This window comes from Streptomyces hyderabadensis, from assembly GCF_020404845.1.
In the GTDB taxonomy this organism is placed as follows: Bacteria; Actinomycetota; Actinomycetes; order Streptomycetales; family Streptomycetaceae; genus Streptomyces; species Streptomyces hyderabadensis.
Map to the genome: position 1 here is coordinate 24,032 of NZ_JAIOJZ010000056.1, position 23,993 is coordinate 48,024.

Annotated in this window: 20 protein-coding genes and 1 riboswitch; of the genes, 13 read left to right on the forward strand and 7 right to left on the reverse strand. The window is 72.1% G+C overall.

Going from position 1 to position 23,993, the window contains the following annotated elements:
• Positions 1–153 precede the first annotated feature (153 nt).
• The 7 genes from K7854_RS31215 to rarD all read left to right on the forward strand — a co-directional run bounded on the left by K7854_RS31215 (position 154) and on the right by rarD (position 9,378).
• Positions 154–1,380: a sensor histidine kinase gene (locus K7854_RS31215; protein ID WP_226029908.1), complete on the forward strand. Its 1,227-nt coding sequence runs from the start codon at positions 154–156 to the stop codon at positions 1,378–1,380.
• A 122-nt stretch (positions 1,381–1,502) separates the two neighbouring features.
• Positions 1,503–2,870 carry a sensor histidine kinase gene (locus tag K7854_RS31220; RefSeq protein WP_226029909.1) on the forward strand — a complete coding sequence of 456 codons (1,368 nt, stop codon included), beginning with the start codon at positions 1,503–1,505 and terminating at the stop codon, positions 2,868–2,870.
• A gap of 336 nt (positions 2,871–3,206) precedes the next feature.
• On the forward strand, positions 3,207–3,866 hold the full coding sequence (locus tag K7854_RS31225; protein WP_275898184.1) for a response regulator transcription factor: 660 nt from the start codon (positions 3,207–3,209) through the stop codon (positions 3,864–3,866).
• A gap of 288 nt (positions 3,867–4,154) precedes the next feature.
• Complete coding sequence (locus K7854_RS31230; protein ID WP_226029910.1) at positions 4,155–6,095, forward strand: 2-oxoacid:acceptor oxidoreductase subunit alpha; 1,941 nt, start codon at positions 4,155–4,157, stop codon at positions 6,093–6,095.
• The gene (locus tag K7854_RS31235) at positions 6,088–7,146 is read left to right on the forward strand and encodes a 2-oxoacid:ferredoxin oxidoreductase subunit beta (RefSeq protein WP_226029911.1); all 1,059 of its coding nucleotides are present in this window, start codon (positions 6,088–6,090) and stop codon (positions 7,144–7,146) included. Before K7854_RS31230 ends, K7854_RS31235 begins: the two co-directional genes overlap by 8 nt.
• 158 nt (positions 7,147–7,304) lie before the next feature.
• Positions 7,305–8,159, forward strand: coding sequence for an SDR family oxidoreductase (locus K7854_RS31240; RefSeq protein WP_226029912.1), 855 nt, complete (start codon positions 7,305–7,307; stop codon positions 8,157–8,159).
• A gap of 163 nt (positions 8,160–8,322) precedes the next feature.
• On the forward strand, positions 8,323–9,378 hold the full coding sequence (gene rarD, locus K7854_RS31245) for an EamA family transporter RarD (protein ID WP_226029913.1): 1,056 nt from the start codon (positions 8,323–8,325) through the stop codon (positions 9,376–9,378).
• A 20-nt stretch (positions 9,379–9,398) separates the two neighbouring features.
• On the opposite strand, the gene K7854_RS31250 is transcribed toward rarD, so the two are convergent.
• Positions 9,399–9,971, reverse strand: coding sequence for a CGNR zinc finger domain-containing protein (locus K7854_RS31250; RefSeq protein ID WP_226029914.1), 573 nt, complete (start codon positions 9,969–9,971; stop codon positions 9,399–9,401).
• A gap of 138 nt (positions 9,972–10,109) precedes the next feature.
• Between K7854_RS31250 and K7854_RS31255 the strand changes: the two genes are divergently transcribed.
• Positions 10,110–10,580 carry a VOC family protein gene (locus K7854_RS31255; RefSeq protein WP_226029915.1) on the forward strand — a complete coding sequence of 157 codons (471 nt, stop codon included), beginning with the start codon at positions 10,110–10,112 and terminating at the stop codon, positions 10,578–10,580.
• 163 nt (positions 10,581–10,743) lie between these two features.
• Positions 10,744–11,703 (forward strand): M28 family metallopeptidase, encoded by a 960-nt coding sequence (locus K7854_RS31260; RefSeq protein WP_226029916.1) that lies wholly within the window; start codon positions 10,744–10,746, stop codon positions 11,701–11,703.
• Between the two features lie 68 nt (positions 11,704–11,771).
• On the opposite strand, the gene K7854_RS31265 is transcribed toward K7854_RS31260, so the two are convergent.
• From K7854_RS31265 to K7854_RS31285, 5 genes are all read right to left on the reverse strand, one after another.
• Positions 11,772–13,130 carry a tetratricopeptide repeat protein gene (locus tag K7854_RS31265; RefSeq protein ID WP_226029917.1) on the reverse strand — a complete coding sequence of 453 codons (1,359 nt, stop codon included), beginning with the start codon at positions 13,128–13,130 and terminating at the stop codon, positions 11,772–11,774.
• Between the two features lie 211 nt (positions 13,131–13,341).
• Entirely contained in the window at positions 13,342–14,277 is a 936-nt protein-coding gene (locus K7854_RS31270) for an ABC transporter permease (RefSeq protein WP_226029918.1), read from the reverse strand.
• Positions 14,264–15,247 carry an ABC transporter ATP-binding protein gene (locus tag K7854_RS31275; protein WP_226029919.1) on the reverse strand — a complete coding sequence of 328 codons (984 nt, stop codon included), beginning with the start codon at positions 15,245–15,247 and terminating at the stop codon, positions 14,264–14,266. The genes K7854_RS31270 and K7854_RS31275 overlap by 14 nt, the downstream gene beginning before the upstream one ends.
• 73 nt (positions 15,248–15,320) lie before the next feature.
• Positions 15,321–16,568 carry a LolA family protein gene (locus K7854_RS31280; protein WP_226029920.1) on the reverse strand — a complete coding sequence of 416 codons (1,248 nt, stop codon included), beginning with the start codon at positions 16,566–16,568 and terminating at the stop codon, positions 15,321–15,323.
• Positions 16,569–17,003: 435 nt separating this feature from the next.
• Positions 17,004–18,014 (reverse strand): polyprenyl synthetase family protein, encoded by a 1,011-nt coding sequence (locus tag K7854_RS31285; RefSeq protein ID WP_226029921.1) that lies wholly within the window; start codon positions 18,012–18,014, stop codon positions 17,004–17,006.
• 779 nt (positions 18,015–18,793) lie between these two features.
• Positions 18,794–18,949, forward strand: a riboswitch (cyclic di-AMP (ydaO/yuaA leader).
• Positions 18,950–18,953: 4 nt separating this feature from the next.
• Here K7854_RS31285 and K7854_RS31290 point away from each other — a divergent pair.
• Positions 18,954–19,445: a transglycosylase SLT domain-containing protein gene (locus K7854_RS31290; RefSeq protein ID WP_121701171.1), complete on the forward strand. Its 492-nt coding sequence runs from the start codon at positions 18,954–18,956 to the stop codon at positions 19,443–19,445.
• Positions 19,446–19,492: 47 nt separating this feature from the next.
• Here K7854_RS31290 and K7854_RS31295 read toward each other — a convergent pair whose 3' ends face one another.
• Positions 19,493–20,302: an HAD family hydrolase gene (locus K7854_RS31295; protein WP_226029922.1), complete on the reverse strand. Its 810-nt coding sequence runs from the start codon at positions 20,300–20,302 to the stop codon at positions 19,493–19,495.
• 363 nt (positions 20,303–20,665) lie between these two features.
• Here K7854_RS31295 and fahA point away from each other — a divergent pair, with 363 nt between their 5' ends.
• The 3 genes from fahA to K7854_RS31310 all read left to right on the forward strand — a co-directional run.
• Positions 20,666–21,901: a fumarylacetoacetase gene (fahA, locus tag K7854_RS31300; protein WP_226029923.1), complete on the forward strand. Its 1,236-nt coding sequence runs from the start codon at positions 20,666–20,668 to the stop codon at positions 21,899–21,901.
• Positions 21,902–22,130: 229 nt separating this feature from the next.
• Positions 22,131–23,069, forward strand: coding sequence for a M56 family metallopeptidase (locus K7854_RS31305; RefSeq protein WP_226029924.1), 939 nt, complete (start codon positions 22,131–22,133; stop codon positions 23,067–23,069).
• Positions 23,070–23,271: 202 nt separating this feature from the next.
• Positions 23,272–23,993 (forward strand): GntR family transcriptional regulator (locus tag K7854_RS31310; RefSeq protein ID WP_226029925.1); only part of this gene is annotated, 722 nt, incomplete at its 3' end.

Sequence of the window (23,993 nt, forward strand, 5' to 3'; positions counted from 1 at the left end):
GTTCGACGATCTGTACGCACGGGAGTCTAGAGCCTGATAAAGAGACGGTAAGCAGCCCGTCGCGCCCTGGGACGCGGGGGTGGGGTTTTCCTCAGTGCATCCCGGCGGTCCACCTCATGGCGCCGCGCCCCGCCGCACGGCACGCTGACGGGTATGACCGAACGCCTCTCGACATCCAGCCTCGCCGGGACCACCGGCGCAGCGGCCGGCGACCGCCTGCCACCGGCCCGTTTCGCCTACGACCGGCACACCTGGAAGGAGATCGCCCACCTGCTGGCGAATCTCCCGGCGGCGCTGCTCGGATTCACCTATGTCATAACGATGCTGTCCGTCGGTGTCGGGTTGACGGTCACGGTGATCGGGCTCCCGCTGCTGGCGGCCGGTCTGCTGGGCGCGCGGCAGCTGGGCAAGCTGGAGCGGGCGCGGGCGCGGATGCTGCTCGGCGTGCGGGTGGACGAGCCGAGCCCGCTGCCGTTGCGGAGCCGCCGCGGCTTCTTCGCGCAGTTGTGGATGTTGCTGAAGGACCCGGTGGGCTGGCGCACGGTGCTGTACGAGTTCATCCGGTTCCCCTGGGGCGTCCTCACCTTCGTCGTCACCCTGACGTCGTTGATCGTGCTGTGGCCGGTGCTGCCGTTCGTCGCGCGGGGCCTCGCCAACGCCGACCGGGCGATGGTGCGCGGGCTGCTGTCCCCGTCCGACGAGCTGGAGCGGCGGATCGCCGAGCTGGAGTCGGACCGCGGGGTGGTGGTCGACACGGCCGCGGCCGACCTGCGGCGCATCGAGCGCGACCTGCACGACGGGGCCCAGGCCCGCCTGGTCAACCTCGCCATGGGGCTGGGACTGGCGAAGGAGAAGCTCCTGGAGGACCCCGACGCGGCGGCGGCCATGGTCGACGAGGCGCACGGGGAGGTGAAGCTGGCCCTGCAGGAGTTGCGGGACCTGGCTCGCGGTATCCATCCGGCCGTACTGACCGACCGCGGCCTGGACGCGGCGCTCTCCTCGGTCGCCTCCCGTTGCACCGTGCCGGTCCGGGTGACCGTCGACCTGGCGGAGCGCCCGGCGGCCGCCATCGAGGGCATCGCCTACTTCACGGTCTCGGAGCTGCTGCAGAACGTCAGCAAGCACAGCGGGGCGAGTTCGGCCTCGGTGGAGGTGTGGCGGTCGTCCGACCGACTGCTCATACAGGTGGAGGACAACGGCCGCGGGGGTGCGCGCCTCGACGGCGGTACGGGGATGAAGGGCCTCGCCGACCGGCTGTCCGCCGTCGACGGTCTCTTCGTCGTCGACTCCCCCGAGGGCGGCCCCACGACCATCACGGCCGAGCTGCCGTGGCGCGACCGCACGGAGGCCGACGCGGCCGGCTCACTCGCCAGGAGGTAGGGAAAACCCCCCTCTCCAGACGCCGACGGGCTCCATTGGCCATGGCGGTGCGGCCGAGGAGGCTGGGAGTACGACAGCACAGCCGCAGACGACCGCAGACGACGAGGAGAAGGACGGCACCGATGGCCACGGAATACGGACAGGGTTACGGGCTCGGCAGCGGCTCCGGCTTCCCCGGGGACACCGGTGCGCGGGGCCACCGGCTGCCGGCGGGACTGCGGGCACCGTTCGAGGCGCGCAGCTGGCGGGAGTTCGGCTATGTCCTGCTGGGGCTGCCGGTCGGCATCCTGCTCTTCACCTACGCCGTGACGATGGTGACGCTGGGGGCGGGCCTGCTGGTGACGTTCCTGGGAGTGCCGGTGCTGGCGGCCGCGCTCGCGGGGTGCCGGGGCTTCGGGGCGATGGAGCGGGCGCGGGCGCGCGCCCTGCTGGGGCTGCGGGTGGCCGACCCGGAGCCGCTGCGGCTGAAGAAGCAGGGCGCGATGGGCTGGATGGGAGCCGTGCTCAAGAGCGGCACCTCCTGGCGGAGCCTGCTGTACGCGCTGGTGCAGTTCCCGTGGGCCGTGTTCTCGTTCGTCGTCGCCCTGAACGTCTGGGCGATCGGGTGGGCGACGCTGACGTACCCGCTGTGGTTCTGGGTGTTCCCGATGTACGCCGGCCAGGACGGGCTCCAGCTCTACGGCGACGAGACCCACCGGGTCTACCTGGACAACCCCTTCGAGATAGCCGTCACCGCGCTGGTCGGTCTGCTGTTCACCCTGGCCACACCGTGGCTGGTGCGGGCGCTGACCATGGTGGACCGGGTCATGGTGCACGGACTGCTCGGACCGTCGCGGCTGGCGACGCGGGTCGTGGAGCTGGAGTCGGACCGGGGGGTGGTGGTCGACACGGCCGCGGCCGACCTGCGGCGCATCGAGCGCGACCTGCACGACGGGGCGCAGGCCCGCCTGGTCAACCTCGCCATGGACCTGGGCCTGGCCAAGGAGAAGCTGAAGGAGGACCCGAGGGCCGCGGCCCTCATGGTGGACGAGGCGCACGGCGAGGTGAAGACGGCGCTCCAGGAGCTGCGGGACCTCGCTCGGGGTATCCACCCCGCGGTGCTGACCGACCGCGGCCTGGACGCGGCGCTCTCCTCGGTCGCTTCGCGCTGCACCGTGCCGGTGCGGGTGGAGGTCGACCTGTCGGAGCGCCCGGCGTCGGCGATCGAGGGCATCGCCTACTTCACCGTCTCGGAGCTGCTCCAGAACATCAGCAAGCACGCGAGGGCCACGTCGGCCGCCGTGGAGGTGTGGCGGGTGGAGAACCGGCTGATGCTCCAGGTCGTGGACAACGGCGTGGGCGGCGCGCAGGCGTCGGCCGGCTCGGGGCTGGCCGGTCTGGCGGAGCGGCTCGACGCGGTGGACGGGATCCTCGTGGTGGACTCCCCCGCCGGCGGTCCGACCCGGATCACGGCGGAACTGCCGTGGCGGAACGAGCCGATCACCGGCTGATCCGCCGGGCTCCGTACGACTCAGCAGCCGCCGGGCTCCGTACGGCTCCGCAGGCGCCGACCGGGGCCCGGCTGGTGCACAGCACCTGCTGCCTGCCGCCTGCTGCTCCGTCGGTTGCCCTGATACCGACTGGTGGGATGATCGAGAACCGGCCATCGAGTGGCCGAACCCGGACTGGCACCCGGGACTTGCCGCCTTCTTCTCGTTGCCCGAGCGCGTCCGCCCCCGGATGCTGGGATGCTGGACCCGTCGCACGGACGGTTCGTGGACGCGGCGTGGGCCGCGCGGGCCGTGGGGTGCACGGGCTGTGGGGGGCCGAGGATCGTGGAGGACAGGGTGCGGGTGGTCATCGCCGAGGATTCAGTGCTGCTCCGAGAGGGGCTGACCCGGTTGCTGACCGACCGCGGGCACGAGGTCGTGGCCGGCGTCGGTGACGGTGAGGCACTGGTCAAGACCATCACCGAGCTGGACGCCCAGGGCGAGCTGCCGGACGTCGTGGTGGCGGACGTGCGGATGCCGCCGACACACACCGACGAGGGGGTGCGGGCATCGGTGCGGCTGCGCAAGGCGCATCCGGGTCTCGGTGTGCTGGTGCTGTCCCAGTACGTGGAGGAGCGCTACGCGACGGAGCTGCTGGCCGGTTCCAGTCGGGGCGTCGGCTACCTGCTCAAGGACCGGGTGGCCGAGGTCCGGGAGTTCGTGGACGCGGTGGTGCGCGTGGCGCAGGGCGGTACGGCGCTGGACCCGGAGGTGGTCGCGCAGTTGCTCGGGCGCAGCCGCAAGCAGGACGTGCTGGCGGGGCTCACCCCGCGCGAGCGGGAGGTGCTGGGGCTCATGGCCGAGGGCCGGACGAACTCGGCGATCGCCCGGCAGCTCGTCGTGAGCGACGGGGCCGTCGAGAAGCACGTCAGCAACATCTTCATGAAGCTGGGTCTGTCCCCGAGCGACGGTGATCACCGCAGGGTGCTCGCCGTGCTCACCTATCTCAATTCCTGACATCCATCTCAATCCCTGATATCAGGGGCCCACGCCTCGGAGGCACCGGGCGGGCTCGGCAACGGGGACGCTCATCCGGACGAATGAGAAACCGGAGGACGGGCCGCGTGCGTCCTGCACGGTGCCGGGGCGGGAAAGCCGTGGAATTCCAGGGCCGCGGGCCATCTCGAAGTCGTGTCCATCATGCGAATGTCCACCGGAAGTCATTGCGTGCGGACGTAGGGTTGATCCTGGGACGGTCGGTGGGAGACCAGTCCCCGGACAGCCGTCCCTAGGGAGGTCCAGTAAGTGACCAGCCAGGTCAGCAGCCCAGCGGAGCAGGCCGACGGTACCGACGAGACCGTCGTGGGAGCGCAGCGCAAACCGGCCGGGGCGAAGGACGTCCGCCGGCTGGACCGGGTGATCATCAGGTTCGCGGGGGACTCGGGCGACGGGATGCAGCTCACCGGTGACCGGTTCACCTCGGAGACCGCGTCGTTCGGCAACGACCTGTCGACGCTGCCGAACTTCCCGGCCGAGATCCGGGCCCCGGCCGGCACCCTGCCGGGTGTCTCGTCCTTCCAGCTGCACTTCGCCGACCACGACATCCTCACGCCGGGTGACGCGCCGAACGTGCTGGTGGCGATGAACCCGGCCGCGTTGAAGGCGAACGTGGGCGACCTGCCGCGCGGTGCGGAGATCATCGTGAACACGGACGAGTTCACGCGGCGGGCGATGCAGAAGGTCGGCTACGACACCTCTCCGCTGGAGGACGGTTCCCTGGACGGCTACCGGCTGCATCCGGTGCCGTTGACGACGCTGACGGTGGAGGCGCTCACCGAGTTCGACCTGAGCCGCAAGGAGGCCGAGCGCAGCAAGAACATGTTCGCGCTCGGGCTGCTGTCGTGGATGTACCACCGGCCCACCGAGGGCACGGAGAAGTTCCTGAAGTCGAAGTTCGCCAAGAAGCCGGACATCGCGGCGGCGAACATCGCGGCCTTCCGGGCGGGCTGGAACTTCGGGGAGACCACGGAGGACTTCGCCGTCTCCTACGAGGTGGCGCCGGCCGGGTCGGCGTTCGAGCCCGGCACCTACCGCAACATCTCCGGGAACCTGGCGCTGGCCTACGGTCTGATCGCCGCGTCCCGGCAGGCGGACCTGCCGCTGTTCCTGGGTTCGTATCCGATCACTCCGGCCTCGGACATCCTGCACGAGCTCTCGAAGCACAAGAACTTCGGGGTGCGCACCTTCCAGGCGGAGGACGAGATCGCGGGGATCGGTGCGGCGCTGGGTGCAGCGTTCGGCGGGTCGCTGGCGGTGACGACGACCTCGGGTCCGGGAGTGGCGCTCAAGAGCGAGACGATCGGGCTGGCGGTGTCGCTGGAGCTGCCGCTGCTGGTGGTGGACATCCAGCGCGGCGGCCCGTCGACCGGGCTGCCGACCAAGACGGAGCAGGCCGACCTGCTGCAGGCGATGTACGGGCGCAACGGCGAGGCGCCGGTCCCGGTCGTCGCCCCGCGCACCCCGGGGGACTGCTTCGACGCCGCCCTGGAGGCCGCCCGGATCGCCCTGACCTACCGGACGCCGGTCTTCCTCCTCTCGGACGGCTACCTGGCCAACGGCTCGGAGCCGTGGCGGATCCCCGAACCGGACGAGCTGCCGGACCTGGCGGTGCAGTTCGCGCAGGGCCCCAACCACACGCTGGACGACGGCACCGAGGTGTTCTGGCCCTACCAGCGCGACCCGCACACCCTGGCCCGCCCGTGGGCGGTGCCGGGCACGCCCGGGCTGGAGCACCGGATCGGCGGCATCGAGAAGCAGGACGGCACGGGGAACATCTCCTACGACCCGGCCAACCACGACTTCATGGTCCGCACCCGCCAGGCCAAGATCGACGGCATCGAGGTCCCCGCCCTGGACGTCGACGACCCCGACGGCGGCGCGCGGACGCTGGTGCTGGGCTGGGGCTCGACGTACGGGCCGATCACCGCCGCCGTGCGGCGGATCCGCAAGGAGGGCGGCCGGATCGCCCAGGCCCACCTGCGCCACCTCAACCCCTTCCCGCCGAACCTCGGCGAGATCCTGGACCGGTACGACAAGGTCGTGGTCCCGGAGATGAACCTCGGCCAGCTCGCCACCCTCATCCGGGCGAAGTACCTGGTCGACGCCCGCTCCCACAACCAGGTCAACGGCATGCCGTTCAAGGCGGAACAGCTCGCCGCCGTCCTGAAGGAGGCCATCGATGGCTGACGCCAACGCACTGCTCCAGCTCGTGCCCAAGGCCGAGGGCCGGCAGTCCATGAAGGACTTCAAGTCCGATCAGGAAGTGCGCTGGTGTCCCGGCTGCGGCGACTACGCCATCCTCGCCGCCGTGCAGGGCTTCATGCCGCAGCTCGGGCTCGCCCGCGAGAACATCGTCTTCGTCTCCGGCATCGGCTGCTCCTCCCGCTTCCCGTACTACATGAACACCTACGGGATGCACTCCATCCATGGCCGCGCCCCCGCCATCGCCACCGGCCTCGCCGCCTCCCGCCGCGATCTGTCCGTCTGGGTCGTCACCGGCGACGGCGACGCCCTCTCCATCGGCGGCAACCACCTCATCCACGCCCTGCGCCGCAACGTCAACCTCAAGATCCTGCTGTTCAACAACCGGATCTACGGCCTGACCAAGGGCCAGTACTCCCCCACCTCCGAGGTCGGCAAGATCACCAAGTCGACCCCGATGGGCTCCCTGGACGCGCCCTTCAACCCGGTCTCCCTCGCCCTGGGCGCGGAGGCGTCCTTCGTCGCCCGGACCGTCGACTCCGACCGCAAGCACCTCACCGAGGTCCTGCGCCAGGCCGCCGACCACCCCGGCACCGCGCTGATCGAGATCTACCAGAACTGCAACATCTTCAACGACGGCGCCTTCGACACCCTCAAGGACAGGGAGCAGGCCGAGGACGCGGTGATCCGCCTCGAACACGGTCAGCCGATCCGTTTCGGCACCGACGGCGCCAAGGGCGTCGTACGCGACCCGCGCACCGGCGACCTGGAGATCGTCACCGTCACCGCGGACAACGAGGCGGACATCCTCGTCCACGACGCCCACGCCGCCTCCCCGACCACGGCCTTCGCCCTCTCCCGCCTCGCCGACCCCGACACCCTGCACCACACCCCGATCGGGGTCCTGCGCTCCGTCGAGCGGCCGGTCTACGACACCCTGATGTCCGACCAGCTCGACACCGCCGTCGAGCAGCACGGCAAGGGCGACCTCGCCGCCCTGCTCGCCGGCAACGACACCTGGACGGTCGTCGGCTGACAGACCGCCGTGGACGGCACACGAGGGCCCGGACGGAGAACGTCCGGGCCCTTTCGCTTACCCACAGGTAGGTACTTACTTTGAAGTGGGCACTTTCCTTCGGATAGCGCAGCTCCTAGGGTTAGTGGCAACGCACCCCCACTAGGAGCACTGAAGCCATGAGCATCGTCGTCACCGGAGCCACCGGACACCTCGGCCGCCACGTCGTGCGGCAACTGCTGGAGAAGGTCCCGGCCGACCAGGTCACCGCCGTCGTCCGGGACCGCGGCAAGGCCGCCGACCTCGCCGCCCGCGGCGTCCGGCTCGCGGTCGCCGACTACAACTCCCCGGAGACCTTCGACGGCCTGTTCGCTTCCGGCGACCGGGTGCTGCTGATCTCCGGGAACGAGTTCGACAAGGGCCGCGTGGGGCAGCACACGATCGTGATCGAAGCGGCGAAGAAGGCCGGCGTCGCCCTGCTCGCCTACACCAGCGCCCCCAGCAGCCTCAAGGCCGCGCTCGCCGACGACCACCGCGCCACCGAGGAGGTGCTGGTCGGCTCGGGCGTGCCGTACGTGCTGCTGCGCAACGGCTGGTACCACGAGAACTACACCGAGCAGCTCGCCCCGGTCCTGGAGCACGGCGCCGTCGTGCAGGCGGCCGGGGAGGGCCGGGTCTCCTCCGCCTCCCGCGCCGACTACGCGGCCGCCGCCGTCGCCGTACTGACCGGCGAGGGTCACGAGAACACCGCGTACGAGCTGGGCGGCGACGAGGCCTGGAGCTTCGCCGAGTACGCCGCCGAGCTGAGCCGGCAGACGGGCAAGGAGATCGGCTACACCCCCGTCTCCGTCGAGGACTACACCGGGATCCTGACCGGCGCCGGGGTGCCCGGACCGCTCGCGGACGTCTTCGCGGGCGTGGACGCCGCCATCGCCAAGGGCGAGCTGGTCGTCTCCACCGGCGACCTGTCCCGGCTGGCCGGCCGTCCGACGACGCCGCTCGCGGAGGCCGTCGCCGCCGCGCTCAAGGGCTGACTCCGCCCTTCCGGCCGCCGCCCACCCGCCCGCCTACCCACACCCACCTCGCCTGTCATGACCGTATTGCGATACGGGCATGACAGGCGGGTGGGTCCGGCGCTACCTTCGTCCTGGCATGCCTCCCCGTCCCCTGCATGCCGTGTGCGAGAAGGAGGTGCCCGTGGCCGGGTCGTCCAGGAGTGATCAGCGCATAGGCCTGCTGAACGGCTTCGCGGCGTACGGGATGTGGGGCCTGGTCCCGCTGTTCTGGCCGCTGCTCAAGCCGGCCGGGGCCGGGGAGATCCTCGCCCACCGGATGGTGTGGTCCCTCGTCTTCGTCGCCGTCGCCCTGCTCTTCGTACGACGCTGGGCCTGGGCCGGCGAGCTGCTGCGGCAGCCGCGCAGGCTCGCGCTGGTCACGGTCGCCGCCGCAGTGATCACCGTGAACTGGGGCGTCTACATCTGGGCCGTGAACAGCGGCCACGTCGTCGAGGCCTCGCTCGGGTACTTCATCAACCCGCTGGTCACCATCGCGATGGGTGTGCTGCTGCTCAAGGAGCGGCTGCGGCCCGCCCAGTGGGCGGCGGTCGGCACCGGCTTCGCGGCCGTGCTCGTCCTCACCATCGGCTACGGCCAGCCGCCGTGGATCTCGCTCTGCCTCGCCTTCTCCTTCGCCACCTACGGACTGGTGAAGAAGAAGGTCAACCTCGGCGGCGTCGAGTCGCTGGCCGCGGAGACGGCGATCCAGTTCCTCCCGGCGCTCGGTTACCTGCTGTGGCTGGGCGCCCAGGGCGATTCGACCTTCACCTCCGAGGGGCCCGGGCACTCGGCCCTGCTCGCCGCGACCGGTGTCGTCACCGCGATCCCCCTGGTCTGCTTCGGCGCGGCCGCGATCCGGGTGCCGCTGTCCACCCTGGGGCTGCTGCAGTACCTGGCGCCGGTCTTCCAGTTCCTGCTCGGCGTCCTGTACTTCGGCGAGGCCATGCCGCCCGAGCGCTGGGCGGGCTTCGGGCTGGTCTGGCTGGCGCTGACGCTGCTCACCTGGGACGCGCTGCGCACGGCCCACCGGAGTGCGCGAGCACTGCGTGAGGGGCTGGACCGGGCGGGCACGGGCGTACCGCCGGCCAAGGGGGCCGCTGCGCGGGAGCCGGGGGTGGTGGCCTCCGGGACGCCGGCGTCGCCGGGTGCCGCCGACGCGCCGCGGCAGCGGCACGGCACCCGGGCGGGGAAGCCGTAGCGGCACCTCCGGGCGGCGGGTCAGCGCTCGTCCGGCGCCCGCCGGGCACGGTGGGCACGGACCTTCTCCCGGTTGCCGCAGTGCTCCATCGCACACCAGCGGCGACGCCCGGGGCGTGAGGTGTCCACGAACAGCAGGAAGCAGTTGTGGGCACCGCACTCGCGGATGCGGTCCGCGTACGGACCGGTGAACAGCTCGATCGCGTCGCGCGCCACCGTCGACAGCAGTCCGGAGCCGGTGGCACCCGGGGCCCAGCCGCGCGTGCCGTCCGCTTCGAGGCGGGTGACGAGCGGCGGCGCGGCCGCGGCGGCGTTGACGACGTCCAGGTGGGCGGGGCGGAGCAGCCGCCCGTGGGCCCGGTCCGCGGCGAGCAGGAAGAGGGCGTCGCGCAGGGCCCTGGCCCGTGCCAGGTCCGCCCGGTCCACCGACAGGTCGAGCCCGCCCGGCAGTCGGCTGCGGTCGGCCCAGGCCAGCAGGTCGGCGGGCTCGTGCAGCACCTCCCAGCGCGCGAACTCGCCCGGCCCTCCCGTCGGCAGCAGTTCGAGGCAGAGCGCGCCCGGGTCGAAGCGGTACGACTTGCCCTGGGACGACACCAGCGTGAGTCCGGGGGGACGACCGGGGGCCGACTTCGGCGATTCCAGCGTTTCCCGTGTTCCCCGCGTTGCCCGTGTTTCCGGTCCATCCGGCGATTCCGCTGCCCGCTCGGTCATGCAACCAGTATAAGTGGTTACATGACATCGACCTCAAGACCCGCCCCCCTGCACTTCAAGATCGTCATTGATGCGGCCGCCCCGCACGCGCAGGCGGACTTCTGGGCCGCGGCCCTCCACTACGAACTGGAGGACAACAGCGCGCTCATCGAGAAACTGCTGGGCTTCGGCGCGGTGCCGACGGAGTTGACCGTCGAGTCCCACGGCCGCCGCGCCTGGCGGGACCTGGCCGCCGTGCGCCACCCCGACGACCCCTTCCAGGAGGAGAGCGGCACCGGGCTGGGGCGGCGACTGCTGTTCCAGCGCGTGCCGGAGGCCAAGACCGTCAAGAACCGGGTCCACCTCGACGTGCACGCACCGGAAGGCCGGCGGGAGGAGGAGGTCGCCCGGCTGGAGGCACTGGGGGCGAGCGTGCAGCGGCAGGTGAAGGAGGCGGGCGGGGAGTGGGTGGTGATGACGGACCCCGAGGGGAACGAGTTCTGCGTCCACTAGAGCCGGAACCACCCGGGCTGCGAGCAGGGGGCTTCCGGTATGTGTGACGGCGTGGCCGAATAGCGGTCTTGACGGCTGGTCAGTCCCGCCCGCACCATCCAGGCACCCCATTCACTGCGGAGTCCCCTCCCCAGGGACCCCCTAGGAATTCGGAGCCCCCCACATGAAGCTCCTCCTTTCCGGGCGTGCGCTGACGGCCGGAGCCGTCGCCGTCGCCACCCTGGTGACCGGCGGTTCCGCCGCCGGCGCGGCGACCGCGCCCGCGCACCCCACCGCCACGGCCGCCGCCGCGCCCGACATACCGATAGCCAACGTCAAGGCCCATCTCTCCCAGCTCCAGTCGATCGCCTCGGCGAACGGCGGCAACCGCGCCCACGGCCGCGCCGGCTACCAGGCCTCGCTCAACTACGTGAAGGCCAAGCTGGACGCGGCCGGGTTCACCACCCGCGTCCAGCAGTTCACCGCCTCGGGCCGCACCGGGTACAACCTCATAGCGGACTGGCCGGGCGGCGACGCTAATCAGGTTGTCATGGCCGGGTCACACCTGGACAGCGTCACCTCCGGGCCCGGCATCAACGACAACGGCTCCGGCTCCTCGGCCGTCCTGGAGACCGCGCTCGCCGTCGCCCGGTCCGGCTACCAGCCCGCCAAGCACCTGCGCTTCGCCTGGTGGGGCGCGGAGGAGCTGGGACTTGTCGGCTCCCGGTACTACGTCAACAGCCTCGGCTCCGTCGAGCGCGCGAAGATCAGCGGCTATCTGAACTTCGACATGATCGGCTCGCCCAACCCCGGCTACTTCGTCTACGACGACGATCCCACGATCGAGAAGACGTTCAAGGACTACTTCGCCGGCCTGGGCATCTCCACGGAGATCGAGACCGAGGGCGACGGGCGCTCCGACCACGCGCCCTTCAAGAACGCGGGCGTACCCGTCGGCGGCCTCTTCAGCGGCGCGGACTACCGCAAGACGTCCGCGCAGGCGGCCAAGTGGGGCGGCACCGTGGGCCAGCCGTTCGACCGCTGCTACCACTCGTCCTGCGACACCACCGCCAACATCAACGACACGGCCCTGGACCGCAACAGCGACGCCATCGCCTACGCGGTCTGGGCACTGTCGCAGTAGGGGAATCGCCCCGCGCGTGGCCGCGGTCCGGGCCGCCCGCGCCACCTGCGCCGCCCGCGCCGCCCGTGTCAGCCCGTCTGGGCGCGGACGCGTTCGGTGAGGCGGCCCATGCGGGCGCGGGCGGACTCCAGTTCCTCGGCGTCCTCGGCGGCCGGGCCGTCCTCGGCCACGAGTTCGCCCCACAGGCCGACCAGATCGTCCCCCAGCTCCAGGCCCCGGGCGGGGTCGCGTACGGCACGCCAGGCGGTCGCCGCGCTCTGGACGTTGCCGTACGCGGCCTCGGCGTCGCCCGAGCGCCGGTGTATCCGGGCCAGGTCGAGGGAGAGCCGGAAGGCACGGTGCGGGTCGCCCGACAAGTAGGCGATGTACGCCGTGAGTTCACGGAGCCGGAGCACCTCCGGGTGCTCGGGTCCCAGGGTGCGCGAGGCCTCCGTCACCGTCTCCTCCGCCAGCCGGGCCGCGACCTCCGTACGTCCCTCCTTGACGGCCTCGTTGATACGGACCGTCGGCTCCGCGAGCAGGGCGGGGGCGGTGGCGTCGCCGGGAGCGGTGAGCGGCGCGTCCCCGAGCACGGCCTCGGCCACGGCGTCGAACCCGCGGGCGGGGGTCGGCTTGGGGTCGGGGTCGGAGTACGGGTCGGGGCGTGGGCCGAGGTCAGGGGCGGCCGCCGGCTCGGGTGCGGGGGCGGGGGTCGTCTCCGGCCTGCGTGCGGAGGTCGCCCGCGGCTCGGGCGCCGGGATCGGCTCCGGCACGGCGGTGAACGGACCCGGCACCGGGCGCGACCCCGCGTCCGGCGAGACGTCCGCCGTGGCTACGGCGTCCATGCGCGGCGGCGGCCCGAAGACGCCCGTCGGCGGCGCCACCGTACCGGGCGGCGTGCCCCCGGCCGGTTCCGGCAGGGCGCGCAGCGTGAACGTCGGCGCGCTGTCCCGGACCGGCGCCACCGGGCGCAGGACGCGGGTGTGCCGGTCCTGTCGGACGGGCGACGACCCGGGCGTCGGCACGGGCACCTCCACAGGCGGCACCTTCACAGGCGACTCCGTCACAGGCGGGTCCTCCACGGGCACGCCCTGTGAAGGCAGGCCCTCCGGAGGCACGTCCTTCGCCGCCGTCGGCACCGGTTCCGCGGCGAGGTGGCTGGAACCGTCCGGATCGACCCGGAGCGGGACGGAGTAGCCGAGACGGCGGTCGTGGATGGTGGCGAGCACGGGGTGACCGGCGGCGAGGGCGAGGCGGTGGAGGCGGTTCAGGACGGCGTTCTGGATCTCCTCGCCCGGGGCCGCGACGACCAGCGAACCGTCGACCGTGGCACCGCGCGCCCCGGAGCCGCCGTCCGGTACGCGGACGTCGATCGGTGTCGCCGCGGGATCGGGCGAGCCCGCGGCGCGTTCGTCTTCCCGCTGCCTGTCGCGGCCGAGTCGAGACATCGTTCCCCCACTCATCGGCGGCTTCCGTCGGCGTCTTGCGTTCCTGCCGTCCAGAGCCTGTCATGCCTGTCGTGCACCTACTGTCGAGTCTCTCCGCTCGCTCCCGATTCTGGCGTCACCGGGGTGTCACAGGCTCGTTCCAGGAGGTCACGCGGTACGAGGGCGGTACGCGAGGAACCCTTGCCGGGCAGCGGGCGCGCGGACGCCGTGGCTACGCGGTGATGTCCTTGGTCGTGAACCGGGCCCAGGCCGCCGAGCCGAAGACCGCCGCGTAGAGGGCCTGGAGACCGAGGTTCTTCACCAGGTCGTCCCAGTAGACCGGTTCGCGCATCACGTCGGCGAAGGAGAGCCAGTAGTGCGAGAAGAAGTACGGCTGGAGCGCGTCGAGCTGGGGGATCTGGTCGAGGATCTGGACGGTGATCAGCAGTCCGACCGTGGTGGCCATCGCCGCGATGCCGCTGCCCGTCAGGGTGGAGACGAACAGGCCGAGGGCCGCGATGCCGACCAGTGAGGCGGCCACGACCAGGGCGATCAGCAGGGCCCGTCCCAGACCCTCGGCGTAGGTGATCCGGGTGCCGGAGATGGTGATCAGGTCACCGACCGGGAACAGCAGCGCGCCGACCGCGAGCGCCGACACCGCGACCACCAGGGTGGCGGCGAGGCAGAAGGCGATCACCGTCGCGTACTTGGTGAGCAGCAGCCGGGAGCGGCCGGCCGGGGCGACCAGCAGGTAGCGGAGCGTGCCCGCGCTCGACTCGCCCGCGATCGCGTCGCCCGCGACGACGCCGATGGCCATCGGCAGGAAGAACGGGAGGGTGGCGGCGAGCGCGGTGAAAACCAGGAACAGCCCGTTGTTGCTGACCTGCGAGATGAACGCCGGGCCCGCGCCGCCGCCTCCGCCGCCACCGCCGCCGAGCGAGGACCCGTCGCTGGTCTCGATCTTCACGGCGATGCCCACCAGGATCGGCACGGCGGCGAGCACGGCCAGCAGGGCGAGGGTCCGCCAGCGCCGGAAGGTGGTCAGCAGCTCGCTGCGGAGCAGCCCCAGGGACCACAGCGGACTCGGGGTCCGCGCGGCGTCCGGGCCGCCCGGCGTCGCGACCGCGGGCTCCCTCACCCGATCGTCCTGCGCCTCAGCCCGCGACATCGAAACCCTCCCCGGTCAGCGCCACGAACGCGTCCTCCAGCGAGGCCCGTTCCAGGACGAAGCCCCGGACCCGGACCCGGGCCGCGACCAGTGCCGCGTTCACCTCGGCGAGGTCGCGCTCCGGCGGTTCCGCCGTGACCCGGTCCCCGTCGACGACCAGGTCCGCGGCCCCCTGCTCCTTCAGCACCCGGGCGGCCTCGCCCGCGTCCGGCGTGGTCACCACCAGCCGGCCCCGCGCCCCGGCCGACAGATCGGCGACCGCGCCCTGGGTGATCAGCCGTCCCTGGGCCATCACGGCGGCGTGGGTGCACACCTGCTCGATCTCGTCCAGCAGGTGGGAGGAGAGGAAGACGGTGGTGCCGTCGGAGGCCAGCTCCCGGACGAGGGTGCGGATCTCACGCATGCCCTGCGGGTCGAGTCCGTTGGTCGGCTCGTCCAGAACCAGCAGTCGGCGCGGCTGGAGCAGCGCCGCGGCGAGACCCAGCCGCTGCTTCATGCCGAGCGAGTACGCCTTCGCCTTCTTGCCGCCCGCGGCCGCGAGGCCCACGCGGTCCAGCGCCGCGGCGACGCGCTCGCGCCGGGTGCGCGGGTCGGCGGTCGGGTCGGCGGCGTCGTAGCGCAGCAGGTTGTCGCGCCCGGAGAGGAAGCCGTACAGGGCCGGGCCCTCGATGAGGGCGCCGACCCGGGGCAGTACGGTGCGGGACGCGCGGGGCATGGGCCGGCCGAGGACCCGGGCGCTGCCCGAGGTGGGTTCGATCAGCCCCATCAGCATGCGGATGGTGGTGGTCTTGCCGGAGCCGTTGGGCCCGAGGAAGCCGAAGACGCTGCCCGCCGGGACGGTCAGGTCCAGACCGTCGACGGCGAGTTGTCCGCCGCGGTAGCGCTTGGTGAGCCCGCGGGTGGCGATGACGGCGTCATCCGCGCGCTCCTGGTGCGGGCGCTCCGGCTCCGTGGCGGACGGTTCGGCCATCGGCTCCCTCTTCTCGTCCTCTTCCCCGTACGGGGTCCTCTTCGCCGTACGGGGTGGGGGTGCTGCGTACGTACTACTGCGCGGCGTCGGCCGCCTTCACCAGCGCGTCCTTGGTGACCGCACCGGCGTAGACCTTGCCGTCGTCCGTGATCAGGGCGTTGACCAGGCGGGTCTTGAAGACCGTGCCCGAGCCGAAGTCGCCCTTGACCTGGTCGCCGAAGGAGCCGAGGAAGCCGCCGAGGCCGCCGAGGTCACCGCCCTCGGAGCCGGTGGGCAGGCCGCCCTGGGCGCCGGTGTCGAAGGTGGCGATCGAGTTCCAGCCCTCGCCGATGACCTTGAGGCCGTCCAGCCCCTCGGCCAGGTCTCCCTCGGCCGGGCGCCCGTGCTCCGGGGCCTCGGCGGCCGCGTCGGACTCGTCGGCCTCGGTGACCTTCGCGCCCTCGGGCGGCGTGAAGTCGAACGTCGACGCGTCCGGCTTCGCGAAGCTGACCTTGGTGAAGCCCACGTCCACGACGGCGGCGCCGCCGCTCGCCGGGGTCAGGGTGAACTTCAGCGGGGTACCGGTCTCGGCGTCCACGGCCACGGTGATCGCACCGACCGTGGAGCCCTTCTGCTTGGGCTCGACGACCAGGCGGTAGGCGTCCCGGCCGGCCACCTGCGCGGTGCCGCCGACGGTCACGGACGTGGTGTCGTCGACCGACTTGAGCGCCTGGTCGGCGAAGTCCTTCGGCGTGGCCGGCACGTCCTTGCCCGGCACGTCCTTCTCCGGCCGCTCGGCGCCGTCGGGGGCGGTGGAGTGGTAGACCTCGTTGGACTGGCTGTCGTAGCCCCAGACGTCCTTGCCGTTGTGGATCAGGCTGTACTCGGCGGCGTTCTCCAGCAGGGAGAGCTTCTGCCGGTCGGGGCCGTCGGCCGCGACGCGCAGCGTGTGGCTGCCAGACACCAGCTCGGTGAGCTTGGCCGACGGGTCGGCGGCGGAGCCCTCGCCGTCCCCGCCGGAGCCCGGACCACCGGACATTCCGGACATCAGGCCGCTCTCCAGCCCTCCGAGGTCCGGCAGGCCCAGGTCGGTGTTGATGCGCACCGTGCCGGACAGCTGCTGGACGTCCGACTTGGCGATCTTCTCTATGAGCTGCTCCGCCGTGACCTTCGGCAGGTCGGGGTCGCCGGAGTCGGCGAGCGCCGGGACGAGCCCGATCGTCGCGGCCGCCACTCCCATCACCGCGACCGGGACGACGTACCGCGCGGCCTTGCGCCGTCCGGCCCGCAGCTCCTCACCCTCCCCGGCGGTCGTGTTGTCGTCGGAATCGATCGGTGCCATGTGTGCCCTACCTCCGTCGTCGGCGGCGGCTGTCTCGCGACCTCGCACGTGTTCGGCCGTGAGCCGCCATTCTCACCCGAATCGGTGAGGATTGGTGTTTTTCCGTGGTGTCCATCTGACCAAATCACCGGAGCGCAAGCGTCAGCCCGCGGGCTCAACTCCGCGTACTCCTGCGGGATGACACCCAGGGGTGCCGCCTCCCCCGGCCCGTAGGGGACCGGGTACGCCACCCGGCAGCGGACGGCGCGCGACCTCGTGACCCATGAGCCGTGAAAGACGTGGGGCGTGACGCACGTCACTGGCGACACGCGGCGGACGGCACGAGCAGGCAGCACGCGGCACCGGCAGGCCGCGGACGGCGCTCGACCCCGGCAGGCGGCGGACGGTGCTCGACACCGGCCGGCAGTGACGGCGCGCGCGGCTGTCACCGGGCGGTCAGCCGGCCCGGTGGACCACCGCGTCGCACAGCTCGACCAGCGCGGCCTTCGCGTCGCACTCGCGCAGCGGGGCCAGCGCGGCCCGGGCGTCCTTGGCGTACCTGACGGTGTCCCGGCGGGCCTGCTCCAGCGCGGGGTGGGCGCGCAGCAGGCGCAGCGCCTCGGCGTGCCGCGCGTCGTCGCTCAGGTCGGAGTCGAGCAGCTCGCACAGCGCGAGGTCCTCGGCGAGTCCCAGCCGGGCCGCCCGCTCGCGCAGCCGCAGTACGGGCAGGGTGGGGATGCCCTCGCGCAGGTCCGTGCCGGGCGTTTTGCCGGATTCGTCGGAGTCGGAGGCGATGTCCAGCACGTCGTCCGCGAGCTGGAAGGCGACGCCGAGCCGCTCGCCGTACTGGGTCAGCACGTCCACCACCGTCTCGTCGGCGCCGGACATCATCGCGCCGAACCGGCAGGAGACCGCCACCAGGGAGCCCGTCTTGCCGCCCAGCACGTCCAGGTAGTGGTCGACCGGGTCGCGGCCGTCCTGGGGGCCCGCGGTCTCCAGGATCTGGCCGGTGACCAGCCGTTCGAAGGCGAGGGCCTGGACGCGGACCGCCTCGGGACCGAGGTCGGCGAGGATCTGGGAGGCGCGGGCGAACAGGAAGTCACCGGTGAGGACCGCGACCGAGTTGCCCCAGCGGGTGTTCGCGCTGGGCACCCCGCGCCGGACGGCGGCCTCGTCCATCACGTCGTCGTGGTACAGCGTGGCGAGGTGGGTCAGCTCCACCACCACGGCCGAGGGCACGATCCCGGGGGCGTAGGGGTCGCCGAACTGGGCCGAGAGCATCACCAGCAGCGGCCGGAACCGTTTCCCGCCGGCCCGCACCAGGTGCTGGGCGGCCTCCGTGATGAACGGCACGTCGCTTTTGGTTGCCTCAAGCAACCCTTCCTCGACAGCAACCAATCCGGCCTGGACATCGGCTTCCAGAGCCTGGTCCCGCACGCTCAGCCCGAACGGCCCGACGACGGTCACGAGGGGTCTCCTGTCTGCTGGTGTCTACTGGCGATTACCTGGTTTGTCGATAGGTCGCTGCCACCACTCAAGTCAGCGTATCCGGTCACGTTTCGATCACCGCTAGCGCCCACCGTTACAGGCTGGTCGGTATCGGATCATGAACGGTATGTTTTTGATCAGGTGATATGAGCAGATTTTGATTGACATCGCCAGAGGGAGGGAGCCGGACCCGCACCCGGCCCCAGACCCGGGCCCGGAGGGCGAACGGACCGGAAGCCGCCACCGAAGATCCCACCACTCCTCCCAACGGCCCGCACTTCGAGAACGTCACCCGATCGACACACGCGCCCACACCGTCCGCCCGGCCGCGGCCCGCGACGGTCCGCGCACCCCGCTCGACGGGCACGTCAGACACCTCCTTCCGCACCCCGCTCGCCACGCCGCCCCCCACCCCGCTTCCCTCCCCTCGCCGCCCGACACCCGAAGCCGTCCTCACCCGCGGCCGGTTGACGCACAGTTGAGGCTAATGCCCGTTTTGCCGTGCTTGTTGAGGCCAGTGAGTTGGCTCACTCCGGACCACCCGCAGGCAACCCCGTCCGAACCTGTGCCCTCCCTTTGCCCCGCAAGCCAGTTGAGGCTTGGCAACAGCAAAGGATCAAGAGCCTCAAACACCCCAGACCAAGGTCAACAGGCACGTTGGGTGATTCCTGCACTTGTTCCGGACATGTGCTCTCGCATACGTTCCCGGCCTGTCGGGCGGACGCCGAATCCTGCCACCGCCCGTCGCAGTCATCCACCCAACAAACTCGCCGGCAGGAGCGGGGGACCCAGGTAAGTCGCCGCACCGGTCACCACCGGAGCGGCTCGGGGTGAAGCCGTACCCGTCAGGGCGCGGCCGGGCACCTCCCCGCCCGAACCCGACAGCTCACCTCGTAGGCGTAAGGAGAGGGACACTGCATGTCTGCCAACGGTCAGAACCGTCACGCCCGCACCGGCCGCCTCGCCCGCAAGCTCGCGGTGGCCGGCACCGGTGCCGCGGTGCTCGCGCTGCCGCTCATCGGCGCCACCACCGCCTCCGCGGCCACCCCGGCCGCCGCCACGACCGCCACCACGGCGGCCACGACGTACCCGGACAACCTCGACGGCTGGATCCGCGAGTCGCTCGACATCATGGCCCAGCACGGCATCCCCGGGACCTACGAGGGCATCCACCGCAACATCATGCGGGAGTCCTCCGGCAACCCGCTCGCCATCAACAACTGGGACATCAACGCCGTCAACGGCACCCCGTCCAAGGGGCTGCTCCAGGTGATCGACCCGACCTTCCAGGCGTACCACGTGCCCGGCACCTCCTGGGACCCGTACGACCCGGTCGCCAACATCACCGCCGCCTGCAACTACGCGGCCGACCGCTACGGCTCGATGGACAACGTCTTCAGCGCGTACTGAGCCGCCCAGCCGCGCTGCCGCACCACCGCACCGCCCCGGCAGCGCGGCTAAGAGGTACCGAAGATCCGCTCGAGGACGACGGCCACGCCGTCGTCCTCGTTCGTCGTGGTGACCTCGTCCGCCACCGCCTTGAGTTCGGGATGGGCACCGGCCATGGCCACGCCGTGGGCCGCCCAGTGGAACATGGGGATGTCGTTGGGCATGTCCCCGAAGGCGATCGTCCGCCGCCGCTCCAGCCCCAGGTGCTCGGCGGCCAGCGCCAGACCGGTCGCCTTGGTGATGCCGCACGGCTGGAGCTCCACGGTGCCCGGCCCCGACATGGTGACCGTCGCGAGCGAGCCGACCACCGCGCGCGCCGTCGCCGCCAGTTCGTCGTCGGTCAGCTCGGGGTGGCGCAGCAGCACCTTGCTGATCGGCGTGGACCACAGCTGCTCGCGCCGCTCGACGCGGACCGCGGGCAGCGTCGGGTGGGGCATCAGGTAGCCCGGCTCGATGAGCGTCAGCCCGTCGACCCCGTCCTGGTCGACGGCGGCGTGCACCTGGCCCACCTCCGCCTCGATCTTGCCGAGCGCGGTCTCGGCCAGCTCCCGGTCCAGGGTGACCGACCACAGCATCCGGTGCGCCCCGGCGTCGTACACCTGCGCGCCCTGCCCGCACACCGCAAGTCCGGTGCAGCCGAGCCGGTCGAGCAGGGGGCGCACCCGGGGGGCCGGCCGCCCCGTCACCACCAGGTGGCACGCCCCCGCCCCGGCGGCCAGCGCCAGCGCGGCCAGCGACCGGTCGGAGACGGTGTCGTCGCCGCGGAGCAGCGTGCCGTCCAGGTCGGTGGCGACGAGGGAACATGCGGTGCGGTCCATGATCAGAGAATACGGACACCGCACCCGTCCGACTCACCCGTGACCGCTTCCGAACGAGGACGCAGCGAGTGCGTCCGAACCCGGTCGCGGATGCACGCGGACGCCCGATCACGCCCCACAACCTGACACTTCACCGGCTGAGTCCGGTTCAGGGTCCCGGGGTCTCGGGATCGCGGGGTCCCGGGATCGCGGGGCCTCTGGGTTGCTGGGTCTCTGGGTCTCCGCACTGGTGGGCGGCACCGCGGCCTGCCGGGGCCGCCTCCGGCCGTACTGCCCAAGACCGGTGCGTCACCCGTAACGTGGCCCGCACGACAGACGGCGCGCACGGCGCACATGGCGAGCACGAAAGCGAGGCAGCACCCGATGCCCCCCTTCGATGTCCCCGAGGGCGACCCCTTCGGCCCGCACAACCTTCCGTACGGCGTGTTCTCGATCCCCGGCTCGCGGGAGCCGTCGAACCGGACGGTCGGCGTCCGGCTCGGCGACCACGTCCTCGACGCGGGCGCGGCGGCCCACGCGCTCGGCTCGCCGTACGCGTCCCTGCTCGCGCAGCCCACCCTCAACCCGCTGCTGGCGGCCGGGCGCACGGCGTGGTCGGACGTGCGGCGCGCGCTGACGGCGTGGGTGACGGTCCCCTCCCACCGCGAGGCCCTGGAGCCGTTCTTCCACCCGCTGTCGTCGGTGACCCTGCACCTGCCCTTCGAGGTCGCCGACTACGTCGACTTCTACGCCTCCGAGAACCACGCCCGCAACGTCGGCCAGATCTTCCGCCCCGACGCCGCCGACTCCCTCACCCCGAACTGGAAGCACCTCCCGATCGGCTACCACGGCCGCTCCGGCACGGTCGTCGTGTCCGGCACGGACGTCGTGCGCCCGTCGGGACAGCGCAAGGCACCGGCCGACGCCGCCCCCGTCTTCGGTCCGTCCGTCCGTCTCGACATCGAGGCCGAGGTGGGCTTCGTGGTGGGCGTGCCGTCCGAACTGGGCGCTCCGGTGGCACTCGGCGACTTCCGCGAGCACGTCTTCGGGCTCTGCCTGCTCAACGACTGGTCCGCGCGGGACATCCAGGCCTGGGAGTACGTCCCCCTCGGCCCGTTCCTCGGCAAGTCCTTCGCCACCTCGGTGTCGGCGTGGATCACCCCGCTGGACGCCCTGGAGGAGGCCCGGGTCGCGCCGCCCGAGCGCACCCACGAGCTACTCCCCTACCTGGACGACACGAAGGACGCCCAGGACGGCCCCGGCGGCTACGACCTGCGCATCTCCGTCGCCGTGAACGGTCATGTCGTCTCCGAGCCGCCGTTCTCCACCATGTACTGGACGGCCGCCCAGCAGTTGGCCCACATGACGGTCAACGGCGCCTCGCTGCGCACCGGTGACCTCTACGGCTCGGGCACGGTGAGCGGGCCGGCCGAGCGGGAGCGGGGGTCGCTGCTGGAGCTGACCTGGAACGGCCGTGACCCGCTGGAACTCCCGGACGGCAAGCGGACGTTCCTGGAGGACGGGGACGTGGTGACGCTCTCGGCCTGGGCCCCGGGACCCGACGGTGTCCGGGTGGGGCTGGGCGAGGTGACCGGGCGGGTGGTCGGACGGGACGCCTGAGTCCGACGGGGCGGGGCCGGGCCACGGACGGGCTCCGGATCCCGCGTGCCCGGAATCCGAATCCGGTGCCCGCCAACACCTGACTCACACCGCCCGGCCCCGTCATACTGGCGTCGGGCGGTGTCCGCACACAGCCCGGCACAGCACAGCCCCGGTACAGCACAGCCCCTGCACAGCCCCTGCACAGCCAGAGCCGCCCATCCTTCGACCAGGATCCGGAGCCAGTGGCATGACCGTCTGCCTGCTCCTGCTGTTCGTCGTCGCCGTGACCGCCGCGGTGCCGGTGCCGCGCGCGCTGACCCGTTCCGCGTGGCCCGACCGGGACCCGGTGGTCGGGCTGTGGGTGTGGCAGTGCCTGGTCGCCACCGTGCTGCTGTGCTGTCTGACGGCTCTCGTCCTCGGTGCCGCGGCCGTCTTCGGGACCGTCCGCGCCCAGCTCTTCGCACCGGCGCCGCCCGCGGTGACCGCGGCCTACAACCTCTCCGCCGGCCCGGTCTGGGCGGCCGTCCTCACCCTGCTGCTGGCAGCCGGTGCCGCCTGGACGACCGCCATGCTCGCGCGTGAACTCGTCGAGGCCCGCCGCCGGCGCGCCCGGTCCCGCGCCCATCTGCGCGAGCGCGCCCCCGACCTGCCCGCCGGACTCCCCGCCGCCCGCGGTCCCCTGCTGGTCCTGGAGGACGAGTACCCGGACGCCTGGTGGATGCCCGGCAACCCGCCGCAGCTGGTCGTCACCACCGGCGCCCTGCACCGCCTCACCGACCATCAGCTGGACGCCGTCCTCACCCACGAGCGCGGCCACGCCCGGGCCCGCCACGACTGGCTGCTGCACCTGTCGACCGCCCTGGCCACCGGGTTCCCGAGCGTCCCGCTGTTCGCCCACTTCTGCGACCAGACCCACCGTCTGGTCGAGCTCTCGGCCGACGACACCGCCTCCCGGCGCTGCGGCCACCTGACCACCGCGCTCGCCCTGATCGAGCTGAACCAGCACCGGGGCGTCCTGTCCTGCGCCTCCAGCCACCGCCTCCTCGGCGAGCGGGTCGACCGCCTCCTGGAGCCCCAGCCCCGCCCGCGCCGCCGCCACCGCGCCCTGGCCACGGCGACGGCCGCCCTGATCCCCCTCCTTCCGCTCCTGATCACCTTCGCCCCGGGGCTGACGGCCCTGGCCTGACGGCACCCGCCCCGGGGCTGACCGCACTGGCCTGACGGCACCCGCCCCGTGGCCGCGGGCAGTCACCGCCACGCGCCCACGGCTGGCAGAACTCCCCCGCCCCAAAGAGAAACCCCAGCTCACCCGCACAACCGGCGGAGCCCTCGGTGGCGCAACATTCCAGCAACACCACTATTCCTACCGGATAGGTATGGTTCCAGCCATGCCGCCCACCGACCGCATCCGAGACCACGCCGGCCAGGGCGCGACCACCGTCGCCGCCCACCGCACGCGGCGTCGGCTGCGCGCCGACCGGGCCCGTCAACTGGCCGACCTGCTCCGCCGCCAGCTCCTGGACGACGCCTTCCCCGACGGCACCCTCCCCCACGAGAACACCCTCGCCACCGACTACGACACCACCCGCAACACCGTCCGCCAGGCGCTCGACCTGCTGCGCGCCGAGGGCCTGGTGGCCCGCCAGCCCGGCATCGGCACGGTGGTCGTGGCCCGCAAGTACGCCCATGGCCTCGACCGCCTGATGGGCCTCGCGGAGACCCTGCACGAGCACGGCCGCGTCACCAACGAGGTACGCACGACCGTGCCCGTCCCGGCCCCCGCACCGGTGGCCCAGCGCCTGCGCGTCCCGCCCGGCGCCGACGTGCTGTACATCGAGCGCCTGCGCCGCCTCAACGGCGTCCCCCTGTCCCTTGACCTCACCTACCTGCCCCTGGACATCGGCACCGCCCTGCTCGGCGCCGACCTGGAGAACACCGACGTCTTCCGCCTCCTGGAATCCGTCACGGGGCTGCCGCTCGGCCACGCCGAGATCACCTTGGAGGCCGTCACCGCCGACGCGCACTCCGCCGCCGTACTGGAGGCCCCGCGCGGCACCGCGGTCCTCATGCTGGAACGGCTCACCCATCTCGCCGACGGCCGCCCCGTAGA

What these genes read in the sequence shown, in the direction of transcription:
- K7854_RS31215 (WP_226029908.1), top strand. Translation starts at nt 154, where the DNA reads ATGACCGAACGCCTCTCGACATCCAGCCTCGCCGGGACCACCGGCGCA.
- K7854_RS31220 (WP_226029909.1), top strand. Translation starts at nt 1,503, where the DNA reads ATGGCCACGGAATACGGACAGGGTTACGGGCTCGGCAGCGGCTCCGGC.
- K7854_RS31235 (WP_226029911.1), top strand. Translation starts at nt 6,088, where the DNA reads ATGGCTGACGCCAACGCACTGCTCCAGCTCGTGCCCAAGGCCGAGGGC.
- K7854_RS31240 (WP_226029912.1), top strand. Translation starts at nt 7,305, where the DNA reads ATGAGCATCGTCGTCACCGGAGCCACCGGACACCTCGGCCGCCACGTC.
- K7854_RS31255 (WP_226029915.1), top strand. Translation starts at nt 10,110, where the DNA reads ATGACATCGACCTCAAGACCCGCCCCCCTGCACTTCAAGATCGTCATT.
- K7854_RS31260 (WP_226029916.1), top strand. Translation starts at nt 10,744, where the DNA reads ATGAAGCTCCTCCTTTCCGGGCGTGCGCTGACGGCCGGAGCCGTCGCC.
- K7854_RS31265 (WP_226029917.1), bottom strand. Translation starts at nt 13,130, where the DNA reads ATGTCTCGACTCGGCCGCGACAGGCAGCGGGAAGACGAACGCGCCGCG.
- K7854_RS31270 (WP_226029918.1), bottom strand. Translation starts at nt 14,277, where the DNA reads ATGTCGCGGGCTGAGGCGCAGGACGATCGGGTGAGGGAGCCCGCGGTC.
- K7854_RS31275 (WP_226029919.1), bottom strand. Translation starts at nt 15,247, where the DNA reads ATGGCCGAACCGTCCGCCACGGAGCCGGAGCGCCCGCACCAGGAGCGC.
- K7854_RS31280 (WP_226029920.1), bottom strand. Translation starts at nt 16,568, where the DNA reads ATGGCACCGATCGATTCCGACGACAACACGACCGCCGGGGAGGGTGAG.
- K7854_RS31290 (WP_121701171.1), top strand. Translation starts at nt 18,954, where the DNA reads ATGTCTGCCAACGGTCAGAACCGTCACGCCCGCACCGGCCGCCTCGCC.
- K7854_RS31295 (WP_226029922.1), bottom strand. Translation starts at nt 20,302, where the DNA reads ATGGACCGCACCGCATGTTCCCTCGTCGCCACCGACCTGGACGGCACG.
- fahA (WP_226029923.1), top strand. Translation starts at nt 20,666, where the DNA reads ATGCCCCCCTTCGATGTCCCCGAGGGCGACCCCTTCGGCCCGCACAAC.
- K7854_RS31305 (WP_226029924.1), top strand. Translation starts at nt 22,131, where the DNA reads ATGACCGTCTGCCTGCTCCTGCTGTTCGTCGTCGCCGTGACCGCCGCG.